Origin of the sequence: Pseudomonas sp. lyk4-R2A-10 (assembly GCF_030209075.1) — a bacterium.
GTDB classification, from domain to species: domain Bacteria; phylum Pseudomonadota; class Gammaproteobacteria; order Pseudomonadales; family Pseudomonadaceae; genus Aquipseudomonas; species Aquipseudomonas glycinae.
The window spans coordinates 413,338-433,325 of sequence record NZ_JARVSR010000002.1 but is presented as its reverse complement, the minus strand read 5'-3'; the positions used below and the strand labels follow the sequence as shown (position 1 = coordinate 433,325).

Below are 19,988 nucleotides of genomic sequence, written 5' to 3'. Positions count from 1 at the left end.
CTGGCACGCGATCAGTGCAGCGACGGCTTGGCCGCTGGCGGCACGTCGGCCTTTTTGGTTTCGGAGAACAACAGCAGCGGCGCGACACGCAGGTACTCCATGACTTCCATGTAATCGCTTTCGCCGTCTTCGGATTCTTCCAGGGCGTCTTGCACCTGGGAGATCGCTGCCAAATCCTGCAACACTTCGGTAGCTTCGGTGCTCAGCATGCTGCTGTCGCGGCAGTTCAGGCCGAAACCGGTGAGGAAGCCCTGGCACCATTCGCCCAGCGCGGCGGCGCGTTCGGCCAGAGGTGCGTCATCGTTCGGCAGCAGCAGAACCACGGTGACGTCGTCGCCAGTGAGTTCGCTCTTGACCATCTCCTGCAGACCGATCAGCGCGTTGCGGACGTTGTCCTGCGGCTCGCTTTCAAGCAGCTCGGCGGCATCGATCAGCCATTCTTCGGCATTGAAGCCGGCGCCGGCACAACTGCGACCGAGCAACAGGCCGTGCAGTTCGGCAGGCGAAACGGAGTGACCGCTGGAGTTCAGCAGGGTGGCGAAGCCTTGGTACGGGGAATTCTGAATGGGCATGGGCAGCTAGGCGCCAGACGGCGCTATGTCTAGAATGAAGGCCTTGTATCCTACATCGACAGACTCGCCAAGACCATTAAAGGCTGTCCGCCAGCCAAACCCATCAGACCGAATCAGTGGACACAATGGAAGACACCGACCTGCAAGCGCTGATGGCCAGACTCGAACTGCTGATTACCCGAGTCGAGCAACTAAAGAGTCAAAATGCACTCTTACTTGCTCAGGAAAAGACCTGGCGCGAGGAACGCGCGCACCTCATTGAAAAAAACGAAATCGCCCGGCGTAAGGTCGAATCGATGATTTCGCGCCTCAAGGCCCTGGAGCAAGACTCATGAGTTCAAGCAATAGCGTTACCGTGCAGATCCTCGACAAAGAGTATTCGATCATCTGTCCCCAGGAAGAGCGCAGCAATCTGATCAGCGCCGCCCGCTACCTGGACGGCAAGATGCGCGAGATCCGCAGCAGCGGCAAAGTCATCGGCGCCGACCGCATCGCCGTGATGGCCGCGCTGAACATCACCCACGATCTCTTGCACAAAGAAGAGCGCCCGGACATCCAGGCCAGCGGCTCGACCCGTGAACAGGTGCGTGACTTGCTCGATCGTGTCGATCTGGTGCTGGCCGACGATCCGGACATCAGCAAGGGCTGATTCGCCAGGCCGCTTGAGTTATACTCGCCGCACTCCCTGGGGTGCTTGCCAGTTGACGATGTCCCTGAGCCGATTTGCACTACCCTGGGGGTTGCACGTTGGGCTGGTGTGCATGTCCGCCAGACGGAAAGCCTTAAAGCCTACTGCATCCTCCACCTTGAACTCTCGGGTTCAAGGGCTAAGTCGACAGCGGCTCATCCGGGGAGCCTGATTCGAATCCGATGCCGGTGCATGCCGGCATCGGATTTTTTATGCGTACGTTTTCGTCCCACCCTGCCGAAGCCGAACCATGACCGAACCCGCGCTGCTGCCCCGTCCTCAACTGCGCCGCCTGCTGCGCAAGGCCCGCCGCTCGCTGACACCGAGTCAGCAACGCCAGGCCGCCGAAGGCCTGTACAGGCAACTGGCACAAGACCCGCACTTTCGCCGGGCCAAACATATTTCCCTGTACCTGCCCACCGACGGTGAAATCGACCCGCGCCTGTTGCTGCGCGCCGCCCAGCGTCGGGGCAAGAAAACCTACCTGCCGGTGCTCAGTGCCTGGCCGCGGACCAAAATGGTCTTTCAGCAAATCCGCCCCGGCGAAAAACTAAAACCCAACCGTTTCCGCATTCTTGAACCGCGCGCCAATCTGGCCCGTCAGCGCAAGGTCTGGGCGCTGGATCTGGTGTTGTTGCCCCTGGTGGGGTTTGACGATGTCGGCGGACGCCTGGGTATGGGCGGCGGTTTCTACGATCGCAGCCTGGCGTATCTGGCCCGACGACAGAACTGGCGCAAGCCGACGCTGCTGGGCCTGGCCCATGAATGTCAGAAAGTCGAACGTCTCGCGCAAGCGAGCTGGGATGTACCGTTGCAGGGAACGGTGACAGACAAGGCGTGGTATTTCGCAGGATAGACGCCGCGCGGATCAGCGGCGTCGAAAAGGCAGTGTCAGCGCTTGAAGGCTGTCGACTGTTGTACTTGTTGCGCCACTTCAATCGGTGCATCGGCCTTGTTGGCCCACAGACTTTGCGCATAACCGGTGGTCACGACGCCCAGACCGAACAAAATCACCAAAGTCCACAGCAAATCCGGTTTGCGTTTCATCGATTGCCCCCCTCAAGGCACATCATCACGATGACAGCAGCGGTTTCCATTCGTAGGCCGTGCAGCAGCGTCAAGCTTTAAAGGCCGGCATTTTGCGACAACGTGAACCTCTGCGCAAATGCTGACGTCAACCGACCGTCGGTTTGTCATAAAATTGCCGGACAACCTGCCCAATGACCGCTTGAGGAGCACACACCATGGCCTACTGGCTGATGAAATCCGAGCCCGACGAGCTCTCGATCAAGGGCCTGGAAAAGCTCGGCAAGGCGCGCTGGGACGGGGTTCGCAACTATCAGGCACGCAATTTCCTGCGGGCCATGGCGGTGGGGGACGAATTCTTTTTCTACCACTCCAGCTGCCCGGAGCCGGGAATTGCCGGAATCGGCAAAATAATCGAAGCCGCGTACCCGGATCCCACCGCACTGGAACCGCAAAGCCATTACTACGACCCGAAAGCCACCCCGGATAAAAACCCCTGGAGCGCGATTGATGTCGCCCACGTCGAAACTTTCAGCCGGGTCTTGAAGCTGGATTATCTGAAACAGCAGACCGCGTTGGCCGAGATGCCGCTGGTGCAGAAGGGCTCGCGACTGTCGGTGATGCCGGTGACGGCCGAGCAGTGGGCGGCAGTACTCGGTTTGCGCTGAGAGGCGTTGCCCCTTGCGGCTGACATGACTCAGCGCTGCCTGCGTCGCCGATCATTTGACAGACATCAAGCGATGCCATCGCTTTACCCGTCAGACTGAACGCCCAAGCCGCAGGATGCCCTCATGTCAACGTACCGACGCTCCTCTCTGTTATACGCCGGCGCCCTCATCCTGTTGTTGATGGCGGCCGGAGGCTTCGGCTACTGGAAGTCCATGAGCAACCGCCTTCCCGAGGGGCTTCACAGCGCAAACGGGCGACTGGAGGCCACGCAAGTGCAGATCGCCAGCAAGACCCCGGGACGTCTCGCCGAGGTCTTGGTCGATGAAGGCGACAAGGTCAGCAAAGGGCAACTGCTTGCTCGAATGGACACCCGAACCCTCGAGGCCCAGCGCAATCAGGCCGAAGCCGAGGTTATCCGCGCCCGCGAGAACCTCGCCGCCGCCCAGGCCAACGTACAGTTGCGCCTGAGCGAGCAACTGCTGGCCCAGCAAGAACTTGGCCGTTCACAGTCGTTGTTCAAGCATGGTTTTGTCAGCGCGCAGGTTATCGATCAACTGCAATCACGGATCGGCACCGCTAGCGCTGCTGTGACTGCTGCCCGGGCACAGGTCGCTGCAGTCAGCGCGGCCATCGGTGCAGCCCAGGCCCAGGTTGCGCAACTGGCCAGCGAGATCGATGACAGCCGTCTGCGCGCGCCGATCGACGGGCTGATCCAGCTGCGCATGGCCGAACCCGGCGAAGTGCTGGGTGCCGGCGGCCGAGTCCTGCTGCTGATCGATCCCGGCGACCAATACATGAATCTTTACTTGCCGGCCTCCGTCGCCGGGCGTCTGGCGGTCGGCGATGAAGCGCGGATCCTGCTCGACGCCCTGCCCGACCAGGCATTGCCGGCGAAAGTCAGTTTCGTGGCGGCCAAATCGCAATTCACACCCAAAGAGGTTGAAACCCGCGACGAGCGGCAAAAACTGGTCTTTCGCGTCAAGCTGCGACTGACTCGACCTGGCGACGTCCCCCAGGCCAAGCCCGGCATGCCCGGCACGGGCTATGTGCGTACCGCACCGATCGACTGGCCGGCCCATCTGCAATGAACAGCGTCGCGGTTCACGCGAACGCCATCACTCACCGCTATGGCGAGCGGCAAGCGCTGGATGGCATCGCGTTCGGCCTGCCGGCCGGCACCCGCTGCGGCTTGATTGGCCCTGACGGCGCGGGCAAATCCAGTCTGTTGGGGCTGATTGCGGGCGTGAAAGCCCTCCAGCAAGGGCAACTGGAAGTGCTTGGCGGTCCGATCCAGGATCGCAGCCACCGCAACACGCTGTACGCGCGTATCGCTTTCATGCCGCAGGGATTGGGCGGCAACCTGTACCCGGAACTGTCGATCCGCGAGAACGTGCTTTTTTTCGCCACCTTGTTCGGCCTCTCTGCCGACGAAAGCGCGCAGCGCCTGCACAACCTGTTGCTCGCCACTGATCTGCTGAGGTTCGCCGATCGACCGGCCGGCAAACTCTCCGGTGGCATGAAACAGAAACTCGGACTGTGTTGCGCACTGATTCACGAACCGGATCTGTTGATCCTCGACGAGCCGACCACCGGTGTCGATCCGCTCTCGCGCCGCAAGTTCTGGGAGTTGATCGACGATGTTCGGCGCCAACGACCGCAGCTGACCCTGCTGGTCGCCACGGCCTACATGGAGGAAGCTGAACAATTCGAGCATTGCCTGATGCTCGACGGCGGCCGGATGATCGCCACCGGTCTGAGCCGCGAACTGGCTGCTGTCACGCCCAGCGGCAAGCTTGATGACGCCTTCACTCATTTTCAGGGTGAAAGCTGTCACGCCACTCAACCGCTGCACATCCCGCCTTACACCGGCAACACCGATATTGCCATCGAAGCTCACGACCTGACGTTGCGTTTCGGCAACTTTACGGCTGTGGATCGCGTCAGCTTCGCCATCGGGCGAGGCGAGATTTTCGGTTTCCTTGGCTCCAATGGCTGCGGCAAGACCACCACAATGAAAGTCCTGACCGGACTGATGCCCGCCAGCGAAGGTAGCGCAACGCTGCTGGGCAATCCGGTGGATGCGAAGGATCTGGCCACGCGCAAACGGGTCGGATTCATGTCTCAGAGCTTTTCGCTGTATGGCGAACTCAGCGTGCGGCAAAACCTTGAACTGCACGCACGCCTGTTCGATTTGCCGAAAACCGAGAGCGCCCAGCGCATCGACGCGCTGATTCAACGCTTCGATCTGCACGGTGTCGCCAATCAATCGTCCGGGGCATTGCCTCTGGGAATACGCCAGCGCCTGTCACTGGCGGTCGCGGTCTTGCACAGCCCGGAAGTGCTGATTCTGGATGAGCCGACTTCTGGAGTTGATCCCGCGGCGCGAGACGATTTCTGGCGCCTGTTGATCGAACTGTCCCGTGATCAAGGCGTGACCATTTTCCTTTCCACCCATTTCATGAACGAAGCTCAGCGTTGCGACCGCATCTCCCTGATGCACGCGGGCAAAGTGCTGGCCTGTGACACGCCGACGGCACTGCAACAGCAGTTTGGCGGCAAGTCCCTGGAGGCGGCGTTCGTGACCTGCCTTGAACAGGCTCAGGGTAGCGCCGAAACCGCCCCGCCTCCCGCGCCGTCACCGGCCCCGAAGGCGCCGGCCAGCTCCGTCAGGGAGCGGGTTTTCAGTTTCGGTCGTCTGACGGCAGTGGCTCGCCGCGAAGGCAAAGAACTGATTCGCGACAAAGTGCGCATGGCGTTTGCACTGCTGGGTGCCATTTTCATGATGGTGATTTTTGGCTTCGGGATTTCCCTGGATGTAGAGAACCTGGCCTTCGCCGTGTATGACCAGGATCAAACGCCACAAAGCCGCGCCTATCTGGAGGCCTTCCGCGGCTCCCGCTATTTCGCCGAACAGCCGCCCATCGAAGATGCACAGGCTCTGCACCGCCGTCTGCAACGTTCGGAAATCAAACTGGCGCTGGAGATCCCGCCCGGATTCGGCCGCGACCTGTACGCCGGACATCGGCCGGAAGTCGCGGCGTGGCTGGATGGCGGCATGCCCTTTCGCGCCGAGACCAGTCGCAACTACGTCGAGGCCGTCCATCTGGCCAATCTTGAGCAACTTGCCGAACAAAGCAGCCCGGCATTGAGCCTGTCAGCCCCAGCCACGCTGCAGACCCGCTTTCGCTATAACCAGGATGTGGTCAGCGTCAATGCCATCGGCCCCGGCGTGATGGCGCTGATTCTGGCCTTCATTCCGGCGATGCTGACTGCGCTCGGCATCGTGCGCGAGAAAGAGCTGGGCTCGATCACCAATTTCTACGCCACGCCCCTGACCCGCCTCGAATTTCTGCTGGGCAAACAACTACCCTATCTGCTGGTCAGCCTGGTCAACCTCGCCGTGCTCGTGGCGATGAATCGCTGGCTGTTCGGCGTGCCCTTCAAGGGCAGCCTGCCGACCCTTGCGTTCGGCGGGCTGCTGTATGTACTGGCCACTACCAGCATGGGCCTGCTGATTTCAGCGTTCACCCGAACGCAGATCGCGGCGATCCTCGGCACCATGATCATCACCAGCCTGCCGACCATCCAGTTCTCGGGTCTGATCGTGCCGCGTTCTTCGCTGGAAGGAGCCGCCGCCGTGATGGGCTTGCTGTTTCCGGCCGGTCACTTCCTCGACATCGCCGTAGGAACGTTCACCAAAGCTCTGGACCTGCGCCAGCTCTGGCCACAATGTCTGGCGCTGGGCGGCTTTTTTATCGGGTTCACCGGCTTGAGCCTGATCATGCTGAAGAAGCAGGAGGCCTGATGCACAAACTCGTACACATCCTGCGATTGGGTCTCAAGGAACTGACGAGCCTGCGCCATGACAGCGTGTTACTGCTGTTCCTGTTCTACGCCTTCACCGTGGCCATCTATATGCCAGCCGCCGGTTCAGTGATCGGCGTGCATAACGCCAGCGTGGCGATTGTCGACGAGGATCACAGCGCCCTTTCGCGCCAATTGGCCGAGGCGCTGCAGCCTCCGGAATTCCAGACGCCGGTAACGCTGCCCTACGAGCAACTGGATGAAGTCATGGACAGCGGCCGATACACGTTCGTCATCAATATCCCCGCCGGTTTTCAGACAGACCTGCTCGCGGGTCGCCAGCCAGCCCTGCAAGTCAACGTCGACGCCACCGCCATGAGCCAGGCATTCATGGGCGCCGGCTACATCAGCCGAATATTTCAGCGTGAATTATTGGCATATTCAGGCCGGGGTGATGTACAGACCGGGTCTGCGGTACAACTGACGACTCGAGCCCTGTTCAATACCAATCTTGAGGGCGGCTGGTTTCTGGCCGTGATTCAGATCGTCAACAACATCACCATTCTGGCGATCATTCTGACCGGCACCGCGCTCCTGCGCGAGCGCGAACACGGCACCCTGGATCATTTGCTGGTGCTGCCGCTGACCGCACTGGAAATCATGCTGGCGAAAGTCTGGAGCAATCTGCTGGTGGTGGTGCTATGCACCTGGCTGTCACTGGAAGTGATTGTCAAAGGAGCGTTGGGCGTACCTTTATCCGGCTCATTGAGCCTGTTTTTGCTGGTCACGGCCGTTTATCTGTTCGCCAGCACCGCGCTGGGTATCTTCCTGGCAACGCTGGCGCGTTCGACACCGCAGTTCGGCCTGCTGGCCATCCCGGTGATTATCCCGATGCTGCTGTTGTCGGGCGGCAGCACACCGCTGGACAGCATGCCGCAGTGGTTGCAATGGGTCATGCAAGGGTCACCGTCCACCCACTTCGTCAGCCTCGGCACCGCGATCCTGTTTCGCGACGCCGGGCTGAGCGTAGTGTGGCCTGATTTGCTGGCGCTGGTCGTGATCGGTTTACTGTTCTTTTTCATCGCCCTGGCACGGTTTCGCAAGAGCCTGGCGTCGTGAACAACCTCGACGACGTTTACTGAATGATCAGGTTGTTGAACAACAGATCCTCGACCACCGGCTTGCCGGTCTCGTCATTCATCACTTGCTGGGTCTGCTTCAAGGCTTCCTGACGCAGTTTTTCCTTGCCCTCGATGCTGCCCATCGCATCGGTGGTCTGCTGAGTGAACAGCGCCACCAGTTGATTACGGATCAGCGGCTCGTTGGCCTTGACCAGTTTGGTCGCCTCTTCGCCGGTCACCCGCAGTGCCACGTCGGCCTTGTAGACCTTGAGCTTCGGAGTGCCATCCAGCCCGTAGTTGCCCACGAACGGCGGGCTCAGGGTGATGTAGTTGACCTTCGGCGCCTCGCCTTCTTTGGCTTCTTCGGCCAGGGCTGCCACAGGCAGAGACAGGGCCAGCAACAACATGATCCACGCTTTCACAATTCGCTCCTTATCCGGTTTGCGGCCTAGCATAACGACCCGCCGCGCAAGCACAAGCTTATGGCTGACTATCAGGGTCGGGCATGCTCGTTGACCCGTTGACTGACACACCTACACTTATCGGCCATCACTCCCAAAGGAATAGCCCTGATGAAAGCCGTGCTGTGCAAAGCCTTCGGCCCTGCCGAATCGCTGGTGCTGGAAGACGTCGCCAGTCCTGTCGCGAAGAAGAACGAAATCCTGCTGGAGGTGCACGCCGCCGGGGTCAACTTCCCGGACACGCTGATCATCGAGGGCAAATACCAGTTCAAGCCGCCCTTCCCGTTCTCGCCCGGTGGCGAGGCCGCCGGCGTGGTCAGCGAAGTGGGTGAAAAGGTCAGTCACCTGAAAGTCGGCGACCGGGTCATGGCCCTGACCGGCTGGGGCAGCTTCGCCGAGCAGGTCGCAGTGCCGGGCTATAACGTGCTGCCGATCCCGCCCTCGATGGATTTCAACACCGCCGCCGCGTTCAGCATGACCTACGGCACGTCGATGCACGCCCTCAAGCAGCGCGGCAACCTGCAACCGGGCGAAACCCTGTTGGTGCTTGGTGCTTCCGGTGGTGTTGGCCTGGCCGCCGTGGAAATCGGCAAAGCCATGGGCGCCCGGGTGATTGCCGCCGCCAGCAGCGCGGAAAAACTTGCCGTGGCCAAGGCTGCCGGTGCCGACGAACTGATCAACTACAGCGAAACCAGCCTCAAGGACGAGATCAAGCGTCTGACCGACGGCCAGGGCGCCGACGTGATCTACGACCCGGTCGGCGGCGACCTGTTCGACCAGGCCATCCGCGCCATCGCCTGGAACGGCCGCCTGCTGGTAGTCGGTTTCGCCAGCGGACGCATTCCCGAACTGCCGGTCAACCTCGCTCTGCTCAAGGGCGCGGCGGTACTCGGCGTGTTCTGGGGCTCCTTCGCCCAACGCCAGCCACAGGACAACGCGGCGAACTTCCAGCAACTGTTCGGCTGGTTCGCTGAGGGCAAGCTGAAGCCGCTGGTGTCACAGGTGTATCCGCTGGGCAATGCCGCGCAGGCGATCAATGATCTCGGGCAGCGCAAGGCTGTCGGAAAAGTCGTGGTGCAAGTGCGCTGAGCCTGAACTCTCCCAAGGCCAGAATCGCGGAACTAGCGGTTCTGGCCTTTTTTATATCAATGGAAAGTAGCCACAAATTTATTCAACGACTTGGCGGTAGATATGTACCGCAATCTTTGTAAAAAACCACGATAGTTTTCTGCCATACAGACACAAGGAGTAACTGTATGAGCAATCAAGACTGGACACCTGGCAAACTAACGATACACACACCAATCGTCATTTCTGACAAAGAGCAAGACTTTAAAGGCTTGGAAGGTGGTGGTTATGGTGGCCCGAGGCCGGGATATAGATTAAATGCTGCAACCGCGCAGCAAACACTTAGCGTTCGAAATACGTTAGATGGTGAATATCGTCAAAAACTTCTTGAAACACCAGCCGCAATCAACTCCGAGTTGATCAACAATGGAGTGACGAGCACCGAATCCAGCCTGCCATCTGATCTCCCCACTATTGAACGTGAAAAAAACACCATAGCTCGGATGATTCAGCTAAAAAACGAGAGCCGGCAACGTAGCCTGATTCAGGCCAACAGCTTCTATGGCAGTGATCCCCACCACAAGTCAACGCAGGAGTATATAAATACTTTCAATACCCACTTAATCGGAAATGAGAGGGCGCCTGGAGAAGTCCATCGGCAGTGGAAAAAATCATATATGGCGGGCTATTCGGTCTGGCTGTATACCGAGTCTATCCGCATTCTCACACACCGTTTTCAACAGCTTGACGCTGCTCACGCGGCTGCGCTGGCTCGACAACATGCGGCACTCCAAGCGGCAGTTCAACAGGCCATAGCGGCACGAGCGGCTGCTGAACAAGCGGCAAGAGCAGAGGCAGCGCGTGCTGCTGCCGAACACGCAGCACAGGAGCAAGCCAGGCAACGCGAAGCGGAGAAGCAGATTGAAGAACAGAGAGCACAAAGGGCCGCTTCTGAAGCTGCAGACCGGTTCGATGCAGTGCTTAAGCAGCTGACGGTAAATCGGCCAGAAGCCTCAAGTGAAAAACTTCAACGATTAAAGGAAACCCATCAAAAGCTGTATGCCGCGCATGTCGAAGCATCAAAAGCCGAGCGCGCATTCAAAAATTTCTACAATTTTCAAAGACGGAAAAGACGCTGGAAAACGATTAGGGACTCACAAAAAGAAATCAGTGAGCTAACAGGACAGATAAAAAACAGCACAAGGATAAAACTGCCTACTGTTGACGGTACTGTTACATCTGTTTACCCCTTGGTAATCAGCTCTGACGGACTAATTACGGGACTTGAAGGCTCGCCTTTCACCTTAGGCAAGGCGCTCGACACCCTCGGCGCCCTACGCGGGGCAATTTCCGCTGGGCCAGTCAGTACGTTTCTAGCTTCAGTTTTTTTATACGCCGACACTCGGCAATGGCGAACTGCAGCGCAACCCGTTGATTCTTACGATCCCTTTATCACAACTCGCCCAGAACGATGGGCGTGTAGCACTTCCTGGACCGGCCGAGGCCAACTGGCTCCCTGCCCGCGCAGTATCGTCGGTTAAGAGAGAGCACACGCAGCTCTATTTACGCTCAGCCGATCCAGGTCAAACGGTCAGAGTCAGGCAAGCAAAGTTTAATCGCTCGGACAATCTCTACACCTTCACGACCGAGGGTTTGTTCCCAATCACGTTGACCTGGACGCCCAAGACGCCTCCTGGAGACGACATTCCCGCCACCACTGAATTGCCCGCAACCGACTCTGGAACCAGAATTTATTCCGGAGCCCGCGTTACCCAGATTGAAGGCCGGCTAGACGAGCACCCTGCCTGTGAAATAGACGACCCTGATGACTACATCCTGACGTTTCCCATCGAGTCGGGAATCGAATCCATCTACATGATGGCCACCCGCGGCGGCCCGCGTAATGAACCGGGTACGGTAATCGGCAGGGGTAAGGAGGTCGGGGGTAATTGGTTGGGTAGCGCGGCAGAATCAGGTGGCGCCCCGATTCCCGCGCAGATCGCAGATAAGTTGCGTGGTAAGGACTTCAGGAATTTCGACAGATTCAGGGAAGGGTTCTGGCGTGCAGTCGCTGCTGACTCGGAACTTTCAAAACAGTTCGGTAAGGCTGACCTAAAGTTATTAACGAATGGAGCAGCTCCTAGCACGGACGAGGTAGACTCTGTTGGCCGAAGGGACAAATACGAAATCCACCATATACATCACATCAAAGATGGTGGCGAAGTTTACAATATTGACAACTTAACCATAATCACCCCTCGCGCACATATAGAACTACACAAGAATGGTATAGAACCATGAAATTAAAAGACAAAATCGAAGATTATACCGAAACTGAATTTCTGCTTTTCGTAACGGAGTTTTTCGAGAATACAAACAGCCTCACCGGCGACGCACTAAGCGCATACACAAGTAATCTCGCACTTCATTTTGAGAAAATAACCGAGCACCCGAGAAAGCGCGCGGTAATTTTCCGACCGACACCCGACCGTGAGGACAGTGCCGCTGGAGTAGTAGAAGAAATCAAAAAATGGCGCCAGGCAAACGGCAAGCCCGGATTCAAGGCTGAATAATTCATAAATCAGACAGTGTCACACCTACAGCGACACTGTCTGGCTTTTTACTAAAGCAATTCGCGAATATCCTCCGGCAACAAATTCACATACCGACTATTCGGGCTTTTTCCACAGCGATCAATAATGTAGCGGGCACGCTCATTGAGCTTGGCAATCAAGCCCAGTCGACGTTCGTTCGAAAGCTGACTTGTATAAACCACGCTGGATAAATACGCCCGCGTGTAATGAAAGACCGGCAAGTGAACCCAGGAAGAAACCGGACGGCGAATGGCGTATTGGTGGAGATCGACACATCGCACTCTGCGCAGCCATTGGTTTGCATGAATCGGAGAGTCAATATCCAGTCGAAAAAACATGGGGGCGATGACTTCCATTTCTGCGGGTTTGCCCGCCTCTACCGTCCATGACCTGAATCGCCATTGCCGCAGGGCATCAGTGACCGCTGCGGAAAAATCAGGATGCTCACTTTCCAGAATAGCGATGTCACTCACCGAGCCATCTGCATTGGCGGTGAAACGCACACGAACCTCACCCATGCCCCCCGCCTTGGCAAGTTCGCGAGGATAAACCGGACCCGGATTATTATCGGGGATCAACACCACCTCTGCTGCTCCTGCAATCCCCATCAACGCCAGTAGAACCAGAGCAAAAAACCACCGCATGACCCACCCCTTCAAGCTGAAATGCCGAACCGGCAACAGCACAAAGACTACGGAGCAATGGCTTTCAACTGAATGGCGCAGCGTCTGCTTTGGATGCAGGACATTGCCTAAGCTGCGACGGGAAATTGATCGAAAACGCTGCGTAAACGTTCGCAGGTAATTTTTCTGACAGACCACTCTCTCTGGCTGCCGTCCCGGCATTTCCCAGCAACAAGCGCTCCTGAACTTGCGGTTTTTCCGCATGACGGATGATCAGCACCGTGGCATTACGCAAACCGGACTGGGCCGGGTGATCGGCGTAAATCAATCCCAGCACCGCAACGGCGATAACCGCCGCCGCCAATAATCGACGCATGAGCATGCGAACCTTCAAAGCCATCATTCATCTCTGCTGATCAATCGGTCGACGGATCGCGAGTCTAAGCCAGCCCACCTTCACAAGTAGTGAAAACGCCCTGTTCTTACAGCAGAGCGACAGGTTCGTAAAAGAACGTGCGACTTCCAACATTTTCCACTGTTTTGCCGATGGTAAGCGGTGCTATTTTCGGTAACGAAACTGTAACATTCGCATCCGCAGTCAAAACAAGAAATCTGGAGCTCTTGAATGTTTGCTTTCTTTCGTCCTGCCGCACATCAGGCTCCATTGCCTGAAGAAAAAATCGACAGCACCTACCGACGCCTGCGTTGGCAGATCTTCGCCGGCATCTTCTTTGGTTACGCGGGTTACTACCTGCTGCGCAAGAACTTCTCGCTGGCCATGCCGTACCTGATCGACGAAGGCTACAGCCGTGGCGATCTGGGCCTGGCAATGTCGGCCATCGCCATCGCCTACGGTCTGTCCAAGTTCCTCATGGGCCTGGTTTCCGACCGCTCCAACCCGCGCTACTTCCTGCCGTTCGGCCTGCTGGTATCGGCCGGGGTGATGTTCATTTTCGGTTTCGCGCCTTGGGCAACCTCCAGCGTGACCATGATGTTCATCCTGCTGTTCATCAACGGTTGGGCCCAAGGCATGGGCTGGCCGCCGAGCGGACGCACGATGGTGCACTGGTGGTCGCAGAAGGAACGTGGCGGCGTGGTGTCGGTGTGGAACGTGGCGCATAACGTCGGTGGCGGTCTGATCGGCCCGCTGTTCCTGATCGGCATGGGCCTGTTCAACGACTGGCACGCAGCGTTCTACGTCCCGGCTGCCGTCGCCCTGGCAGTAGCGGTACTCGCTTTCGTCACCATGCGCGACACCCCGCAATCGGTCGGCCTGCCGCCGATCGAGAAGTACAAGAACGACTACCCGGAAGGCTACGACGCCAGCCACGAAGACGAATTCAGCGCCAAGGAAATCTTCGTCAAATACGTGCTGCGCAACAAAATGCTCTGGTACATCGCCATGGCCAACGTCTTCGTTTACCTGCTGCGCTACGGCGTGCTGGACTGGGCGCCGACCTACCTGAAAGAAGCCAAGGGTTTCACCGTGGATAAAACCTCGTGGGCCTATTTCTTCTACGAATGGGCGGGGATTCCGGGCACGCTGCTGTGCGGCTGGATGTCGGACAAGATCTTCCGTGGCAACCGTGGCCTGACCGGCATGGTGTTCATGGCCCTGGTGACCGTCGCGACGCTGGTGTACTGGCTGAACCCGGCCGGCAACCCGACCATCGACATGATCGCGCTGTTCTCAATCGGCTTCCTGATCTACGGCCCGGTGATGCTGATCGGCCTGCAAGCGCTGGAACTGGCGCCGAAGAAAGCCGCCGGCACTGCCGCAGGCTTCACCGGTCTGTTCGGGTATCTGGGTGGTTCGGTCGCGGCCAGTGCAGCGATGGGCTACACCGTGGACCATTTCGGCTGGGATGGTGGTTTCGTGCTGCTGGTGGGCGCTTGCCTGCTGTCGATGGCCTTCCTGGCCCCGACCCTGTGGCACAAGCAAGTCGCCAGTCAGAGCCGTGAAGCGGTCGCCTGATCGGCCTTTGACTTACAGCGCTTGAGCCGCGCCTCCAGATTCCGGTCTGGCATGGCGTGGCTGCGCAGGGCGTGAGCGGTCTGCTCGACATAATCGCGAGTAGTGCCGTAACGTCCGCAAGCGCTTTCGAACACCTGGCTCAGCACATGATCCGGCAAGTTGCCGGCATAGCTGGGCAGGTGTCGCTCCAATACGAATCCCAAGGCCTGAACCTGGCTGCCATCTTCGAGTCGGCAGTTGAGCCAGTGTGGCCGATAGGACGGGAACGGCATTTCGCGTTTCCACAATGCATACAGCGCGCTGTCCAGGTTCTCTTCCGGCAACCGATAGGCGAAGCCGCTGCACGAACCGCCACGATCCAGACCAAAGACCAGACCCGGCATTTCCGGCGTGCCGCGATGCTCGTGAGACCACAAGTACAAGCCACGGTGATAGCCATGCACGCGCCCACGCACCCGCTCGACGGCTGTGCATTCCGGCCGCCAGATCAGCGAACCGTAGGCGAACAGCCACACCGGCCCGCCCTTGTGGCGTGCCATGGTCGATTGCATGGAAGCGAGAAGTTGTTCGTGCGTCAGCTGCGGCCCAAGATCGAGCCGCGGAGGGTAAGCCAGGTTCAGAAAAGCGTTTTCAATGGCGCTCATGGCGAATAGCGTTCAGCTCCCCGCGGGTGAAGAATTACTTAATAGAACGCACCGCTGTAACAATAAGGCACATATGTTTTAAGGCAATTTGAGTGCCATGGCACAGTTCTTAATTGATTGCCAGATGGATATATAACCTACCGGCATTTATGTAATTACATAAATACCGATCGGCTATATGGAGAGTTATAACGAACTCAGGAGCGGGGTGCGTAAGCAAACACATCCGCACGCATCTGATGGGCATCCATCCCGGCTTCGACCAGCGCATCCAGCGTGCCGTAGACCATGGCCGGCGAGCCACTGGCATAGACGTGCAGCGATTTCAGATCAGGGAAATCCTCACATACCGCTTCGTGCAACATGCCGCAGCGCCCTTCCCAGCCGCACTGATCACTGACGACCTTGTGCAGGAAAAGATTGGGCAACTTCAGCCATTCGTCCCAATGCTCGATTTCATAAAAATCTTCCGGACGACGCACGCCCCAATACAGATGCACCGGGTGTTCGAAGCCCGTGGCCCGGCAATGCTCGATCAGGCTGTGGATCTGGCCCATGCCAGTACCAGCGGCGATCAGCACCAGCGGCCCGTCCGGCAGTTCCGCCAGGTGGGTATCGCCGAACGGCAGTTCGACCCGCACCATCGGGTTGCGCCTGAGCTGATCGATCAGGCTCAGCGCACTGGATTCGCGCGCCAGCACATGGATTTCCAGATCACGCCCGCCGTGAGGCGCCGAAGCCATGGAGAACGCCGATTTCTCGCCGTTCTCGCGCTCGATCATCAAATACTGACCGGCGTGATAGCGCGGCGGCTTGCCGGCCGGTGCCCGCAGGCGCACACGAAAGGTATCGCCACCGACGTCCCGGCATTCGATGACCTGACACGACACGCTGCGCACCGGCAGTTCTCCCAGCGCGAGCACGCCATCCCACAGCACGATGCAGTCTTCCAGCGGCTCCGCTATGCAAGTGTAGAACTCGCCGTGGTCGTGCACCTTGCCGGCCTGTTCGACCCGGCCTTCCACCAGCAGCGCTGCACACACATGGCAGTTACCATTGCGGCAGCTTTGCGGGCATTCGTAGCCCAGGCGCCGCGCGCCATCGAGAATCCGCTCTCCGGGCTGTATCTCGAGCACCGCTCCGGAGGGCTGCAGGGTTACACGCATCAATCTATTCCTAACTGATTCCAGATGGCATCGATCCGTTGGGTGACGGCGTCATCCTTGACGATGACGCGGCCCCACTCGCGAGTGGTTTCGCCCGGCCACTTGTGGGTGGCGTCCAGGCCCATCTTCGAGCCGAGCCCCGACACCGGCGAAGCGAAGTCGAGGTAGTCGATCGGCGTATTGTCGATCATCACCGTGTCGCGCTTGGGGTCCATGCGCGTGGTGATGGCCCAGATCACGTCGTTCCAGTCCCGCGCGTTGATGTCGTCGTCAGTGACAATAACGAACTTGGTGTACATGAACTGTCGCAAAAACGACCAGACACCCAGCATCACGCGCTTGGCGTGGCCCGGATACGACTTCTTCATCGTCACCACGGCCATGCGGTACGAGCAGCCTTCCGGCGGCAGGTAGAAGTCGGTGATCTCCGGGAACTGCTTCTGCAGGATCGGCACGAACACTTCATTCAGTGCCACACCGAGAATCGCCGGCTCATCCGGCGGACGGCCGGTGTAGGTGCTGTGGTAGATCGGCTTGATCCGGTGGGTGATGCGCTCGACGGTGAACACCGGGAAGCTGTCGACTTCGTTGTAGTAACCGGTGTGATCGCCGTACGGGCCTTCATCGGCCATTTCACCCGGATGAATCACGCCTTCGAGAATGATTTCGGCAGTCGCCGGCACTTGCAGGTCGTTGCCACGGCACTTCACCAGCTCCGTGCGGCTGTCGCGCAGCAGACCGGCGAAGGCATATTCGGAGAGGCTGTCCGGCACCGGCGTCACCGCGCCAAGAATGGTCGCAGGATCCGCGCCAAGAGCCACGGACACCGGGAACGGCTGGCCCGGATGCTTCTCGCACCACTCACGGAAATCCAGCGCACCGCCACGGTGGCTGAGCCAGCGCATGATGACCTTGTTGCGGCCGATCACTTGCTGACGGTAGATGCCGAGGTTCTGCCGATCCTTGTTCGGACCTTTGGTGACGGTCAGGCCCCAGGTGATCAGCGGCGCCACGTCGCCCGGCCAGCAGGTCTGCACCGGCAGCATCGCCAGATCGACATCGTCGCCTTCGATGACCACTTCCTGGCACGGCGCGTCTTTGATGACTTTCGGCGCCATCGCAATGATCTTGCGGAAGATCGGCAGCTTCGACCACGCGTCCTTCAAGCCCTTCGGCGGCTCCGGTTCCTTGAGGAACGCCAGCAGTTTGCCGATTTCGCGCAGCTCGCTGACCGACTCGGCACCCATGCCCATCGCCACCCGCTCGGGCGTGCCGAACAGGTTGCCGAGCACCGGGATGTCGTAACCGGTCGGCTTCTCGAACAGCAGCGCCGGGCCCTTGGCCCGCAGCGTGCGGTCGCACACCTCGGTCATTTCCAGCACCGGCGAGACGGGAATCTGGATGCGTTTCAACTCTCCGCGCTGCTCAAGCTGCTGCACGAAATCCCGAAGATCCTTGAATTTCATTGACGATGGCACCCTCAAAATAGGCGTACATCCTACCTGCTATGCCGGTCGCTGGCAGCCCGTCACTGCTTACTTGGCTGCATTCGCCTGACCTTTTCCAAGATTTGTCCTGGCCTGCAGGCTAACAAACAAGGGTTCGAGGATCGGTGCCACGAAACGTGCGCCGACCTCCGACAGGTGATTGTCATCGGTGTACAGCGAGTAACCACCGAGCTCTGCACGGCAAAGACCGCTCTCATCGCACAGCTTCGGCGCCGGATCGATGACGCGTACCGCCGGATCCTTCGCCAGATCAGCGAACAGCTGACTGATGAAAGCCTGGCGTTTGTGGTGTTCAGCGACGTTCAACCCGACGTCGTCCACAGGACGATCGAGCATCGCCAGGCGCGTCAGACGGTATGGCGGGCTGAAGTCCTGCAACGGCGCCTCTTTTACCAGCCAGACCCGATGCCCACCGGCCCGCAACTGCGCCACCCGCGCGCGCAGACCATCAGTCAGGCGTTGCTCGGCGACGGCACGGTCGTATTGCCCGTCAGGCGTTCTCAAGACATGGCCCAGATCACCTTTGGCATCGCCATAGAGATAGAGACTCCAGCGCGCAACCAGCACCACATCACTGACGGCTTGCGGTTTGATTGCCTGCACCACTCGTTGGTTGAACCGCGCGCAGCGGGCGTCATGCTCAAGACCTTCCACCGGTATGCAGCCCGGCGAACTGGCGAGCATCACGCTGACGCCATGGGCTTTTGCCCCGTCATCAAAGACCGGGATCAACGCCGTGGCATGACTGTCGCCCCAGACCAGCGCCCGCGAAGCACGGTTTTGCAATCCGTAATGGCAAAACAGCTTGTCATCGGGAGTCTTGTCGTCGGCCAGGCATGCCATCAACTCCGGCCGCCATTCACGGCCCTTGGCGTATTGCAGCGCCTGATCGGACAACCGCCATGGCAACCCATCGGTCCAGCGCAGGGTTTGTCCGGCCAACCCAAGCACCAGCACGCCGCAGGCACCGGCCAGGAGAATCTGCCGACGCCCGGCCAAGACGCGACGCTCGCGAAATGGCGTCTCGATGAGTTTCCATGACAGATAACCCAGCACCAGCGTCAGCAGGATCATCCCGGCGCTGTCGAAGGCGCCCGGTTCCTCGACGCTGGCGTAGCTGGAAAACACGAACACCGGCCAGTGCCACAAATACCAGGAATAGGAAATCAGGCCCAGGCCGACCATGGCCCGACTGCTCAAGAATTGACCCACCCAGGTCTGGCGATGACCGTTGGCCAGAATCAGCAGCACAACGCCAAGCACCGGCAGCAATGCAGCCGCACCGGGAAACGGCGTGCGTTTGTCGAAACCGAACACCGCCAACAGAATCAGGCCCATGCCGAGCAAGCTCAAGAATTGCGCCGCCATCGGCTTGAGGCGCCAGCCATGCATCGGCGCGATCGCCAGCATCGCTCCGGCCAGCAGCTCCCACGCTCGCATCGGTAACAGAAAGAAGGCTTTTTCCGGGTGCTGATGGACCGCCCAGACGCTCAGCCCGAACGACACGAGCAGTACGCCGAACAACGCCAGCCGCCAGTGTTTCAAGCGACTCGACATCAGCGTCAGCAACAGCGGGAAGACGATATAGAACTGTTCCTCCACCGCCAGCGACCAGGTGTGCAGCAGCGGTTTGAGGTCCGAGGCGACATCGAAATAGCCGTCCTGGCGCATGAACAGGATGTTCGAGACGAACATCACCTGATAACGCACCGAGCGCCCGAGCTCTTCGTAGTCCTTGGGCGCCATGAGAAACCAGCCCACCGCCAGCACCGCGATGATCATCGCAAACAGCGCAGGCAGAATCCGCCGCGCACGCCGCGACCAGAACTCGACGAAACTGAAACGGCCGGTCTGGCGCTGGTTCCAGATGATCGAGGTGATGAGGTAACCGGAAATCACGAAAAACACGTCCACACCGACAAAACCGCCGGTGAAACCCGGGACGCCAAAATGGAACAGCACCACGGCAATCACCGCGACTGCCCGCAAGCCGTCGATATCCCTTCGATAAGCGAGTGTGCTCATAAATCTCTAATGCCAATCAGATGGTTGTTTTTTGTACAGCATCG

At 59.0% G+C, this 19,988-nt stretch carries 21 protein-coding genes and 1 other RNA gene; 13 read left to right on the top strand and 9 right to left on the bottom strand.

Annotation, left to right across the window (positions count from 1 at the left end; all coding sequences use genetic code 11):
* Nucleotides 1-11: 11 nt before the first annotated feature.
* Entirely contained in the window at nt 12-572 is a 561-nt protein-coding gene (locus QRN46_RS04290) for a YecA/YgfB family protein (protein ID WP_007951810.1), read from the bottom strand.
* 125 nt (nt 573-697) lie between these two features.
* Here QRN46_RS04290 and QRN46_RS04285 point away from each other — a divergent pair, with 125 nt between their 5' ends.
* The 4 genes from QRN46_RS04285 to QRN46_RS04270 all read left to right on the top strand — a co-directional run bounded on the left by QRN46_RS04285 (nt 698) and on the right by QRN46_RS04270 (nt 2,116).
* Nucleotides 698-907: a TIGR02449 family protein gene (locus tag QRN46_RS04285; RefSeq protein WP_007940359.1), complete on the top strand. Its 210-nt coding sequence runs from the start codon at nt 698-700 to the stop codon at nt 905-907.
* The gene (locus QRN46_RS04280; protein WP_007951811.1) at nt 904-1,221 is read left to right on the top strand and encodes a cell division protein ZapA; all 318 of its coding nucleotides are present in this window, start codon (nt 904-906) and stop codon (nt 1,219-1,221) included. Before QRN46_RS04285 ends, QRN46_RS04280 begins: the two co-directional genes overlap by 4 nt.
* A gap of 30 nt (nt 1,222-1,251) precedes the next feature.
* Nucleotides 1,252-1,430: non-coding RNA, 6S RNA (gene ssrS, locus QRN46_RS04275), on the top strand.
* An 80-nt stretch (nt 1,431-1,510) separates the two neighbouring features.
* Nucleotides 1,511-2,116: a 5-formyltetrahydrofolate cyclo-ligase gene (locus QRN46_RS04270; protein ID WP_201818848.1), complete on the top strand. Its 606-nt coding sequence runs from the start codon at nt 1,511-1,513 to the stop codon at nt 2,114-2,116.
* Nucleotides 2,117-2,151: 35 nt separating this feature from the next.
* On the opposite strand, the gene QRN46_RS04265 is transcribed toward QRN46_RS04270, so the two are convergent.
* Nucleotides 2,152-2,307, bottom strand: a complete 156-nt coding sequence (locus tag QRN46_RS04265) for a hypothetical protein (RefSeq protein ID WP_007911192.1) — start codon at nt 2,305-2,307, stop codon at nt 2,152-2,154.
* Between the two features lie 197 nt (nt 2,308-2,504).
* Here QRN46_RS04265 and QRN46_RS04260 point away from each other — a divergent pair, with 197 nt between their 5' ends.
* From QRN46_RS04260 to QRN46_RS04245, 4 genes are all read left to right on the top strand, one after another.
* Nucleotides 2,505-2,954, top strand: coding sequence for an EVE domain-containing protein (locus tag QRN46_RS04260; RefSeq protein ID WP_011336473.1), 450 nt, complete (start codon nt 2,505-2,507; stop codon nt 2,952-2,954).
* Nucleotides 2,955-3,077: 123 nt separating this feature from the next.
* Nucleotides 3,078-4,043: an HlyD family secretion protein gene (locus tag QRN46_RS04255; RefSeq protein WP_011336474.1), complete on the top strand. Its 966-nt coding sequence runs from the start codon at nt 3,078-3,080 to the stop codon at nt 4,041-4,043.
* On the top strand, nt 4,040-6,760 hold the full coding sequence (gene rbbA, locus QRN46_RS04250) for a ribosome-associated ATPase/putative transporter RbbA (protein WP_285354326.1): 2,721 nt from the start codon (nt 4,040-4,042) through the stop codon (nt 6,758-6,760). The genes QRN46_RS04255 and rbbA overlap by 4 nt, the downstream gene beginning before the upstream one ends.
* On the top strand, nt 6,760-7,878 hold the full coding sequence (locus QRN46_RS04245; protein WP_285354325.1) for an ABC transporter permease: 1,119 nt from the start codon (nt 6,760-6,762) through the stop codon (nt 7,876-7,878). The genes rbbA and QRN46_RS04245 overlap by 1 nt, the downstream gene beginning before the upstream one ends.
* Nucleotides 7,879-7,894: 16 nt before the next feature.
* On the opposite strand, the gene QRN46_RS04240 is transcribed toward QRN46_RS04245, so the two are convergent.
* Nucleotides 7,895-8,302, bottom strand: a complete 408-nt coding sequence (locus QRN46_RS04240; RefSeq protein ID WP_007951814.1) for a flagellar basal body-associated protein FliL — start codon at nt 8,300-8,302, stop codon at nt 7,895-7,897.
* A 150-nt stretch (nt 8,303-8,452) separates the two neighbouring features.
* On the opposite strand from QRN46_RS04240, the gene QRN46_RS04235 reads away from it, so the two are divergent.
* From QRN46_RS04235 to QRN46_RS04220, 4 genes are all read left to right on the top strand, one after another.
* Nucleotides 8,453-9,430 carry an NADPH:quinone oxidoreductase family protein gene (locus tag QRN46_RS04235; protein WP_285354324.1) on the top strand — a complete coding sequence of 326 codons (978 nt, stop codon included), beginning with the start codon at nt 8,453-8,455 and terminating at the stop codon, nt 9,428-9,430.
* Between the two features lie 167 nt (nt 9,431-9,597).
* Nucleotides 9,598-10,950, top strand: a complete 1,353-nt coding sequence (locus tag QRN46_RS04230) for a hypothetical protein (protein ID WP_285354323.1) — start codon at nt 9,598-9,600, stop codon at nt 10,948-10,950.
* Nucleotides 10,841-11,710 (top strand): pyocin-S2/colicin E7-DNase domain-containing protein, encoded by an 870-nt coding sequence (locus tag QRN46_RS04225; RefSeq protein WP_050761175.1) that lies wholly within the window; start codon nt 10,841-10,843, stop codon nt 11,708-11,710. The genes QRN46_RS04230 and QRN46_RS04225 overlap by 110 nt, the downstream gene beginning before the upstream one ends.
* Nucleotides 11,707-11,982 (top strand): bacteriocin immunity protein, encoded by a 276-nt coding sequence (locus tag QRN46_RS04220; RefSeq protein ID WP_011336728.1) that lies wholly within the window; start codon nt 11,707-11,709, stop codon nt 11,980-11,982. Before QRN46_RS04225 ends, QRN46_RS04220 begins: the two co-directional genes overlap by 4 nt.
* 50 nt (nt 11,983-12,032) lie before the next feature.
* Here the strand turns inward: QRN46_RS04220 and QRN46_RS04215 are convergent, their stop codons facing one another.
* Nucleotides 12,033-12,647, bottom strand: coding sequence for an energy transducer TonB (locus QRN46_RS04215; RefSeq protein WP_285354322.1), 615 nt, complete (start codon nt 12,645-12,647; stop codon nt 12,033-12,035).
* 64 nt (nt 12,648-12,711) lie between these two features.
* Nucleotides 12,712-13,029 carry a hypothetical protein gene (locus tag QRN46_RS04210; protein WP_285354321.1) on the bottom strand — a complete coding sequence of 106 codons (318 nt, stop codon included), beginning with the start codon at nt 13,027-13,029 and terminating at the stop codon, nt 12,712-12,714.
* Between the two features lie 222 nt (nt 13,030-13,251).
* Between QRN46_RS04210 and glpT the strand changes: the two genes are divergently transcribed.
* On the top strand, nt 13,252-14,601 hold the full coding sequence (glpT, locus tag QRN46_RS04205; RefSeq protein ID WP_285354320.1) for a glycerol-3-phosphate transporter: 1,350 nt from the start codon (nt 13,252-13,254) through the stop codon (nt 14,599-14,601).
* On the opposite strand, the gene QRN46_RS04200 is transcribed toward glpT, so the two are convergent.
* The 4 genes from QRN46_RS04200 to QRN46_RS04185 all read right to left on the bottom strand — a co-directional run bounded on the left by QRN46_RS04200 (nt 14,577) and on the right by QRN46_RS04185 (nt 19,944).
* Nucleotides 14,577-15,245, bottom strand: a complete 669-nt coding sequence (locus QRN46_RS04200; protein ID WP_064379938.1) for a gamma-glutamylcyclotransferase — start codon at nt 15,243-15,245, stop codon at nt 14,577-14,579. The genes glpT and QRN46_RS04200 overlap by 25 nt on opposite strands.
* A gap of 197 nt (nt 15,246-15,442) precedes the next feature.
* The gene (locus tag QRN46_RS04195; RefSeq protein ID WP_285354319.1) at nt 15,443-16,411 is read right to left on the bottom strand and encodes a CDP-6-deoxy-delta-3,4-glucoseen reductase; all 969 of its coding nucleotides are present in this window, start codon (nt 16,409-16,411) and stop codon (nt 15,443-15,445) included.
* A complete protein-coding gene (gene ubiD, locus QRN46_RS04190) occupies nt 16,411-17,877 on the bottom strand; it encodes a 4-hydroxy-3-polyprenylbenzoate decarboxylase (protein ID WP_064379935.1) in 1,467 nt (488 codons plus the stop codon). Before ubiD ends, QRN46_RS04195 begins: the two co-directional genes overlap by 1 nt.
* Nucleotides 17,878-17,946: 69 nt before the next feature.
* Nucleotides 17,947-19,944, bottom strand: coding sequence for an acyltransferase family protein (locus QRN46_RS04185; RefSeq protein ID WP_201818842.1), 1,998 nt, complete (start codon nt 19,942-19,944; stop codon nt 17,947-17,949).
* Nucleotides 19,945-19,988: the final 44 nt, after the last annotated feature.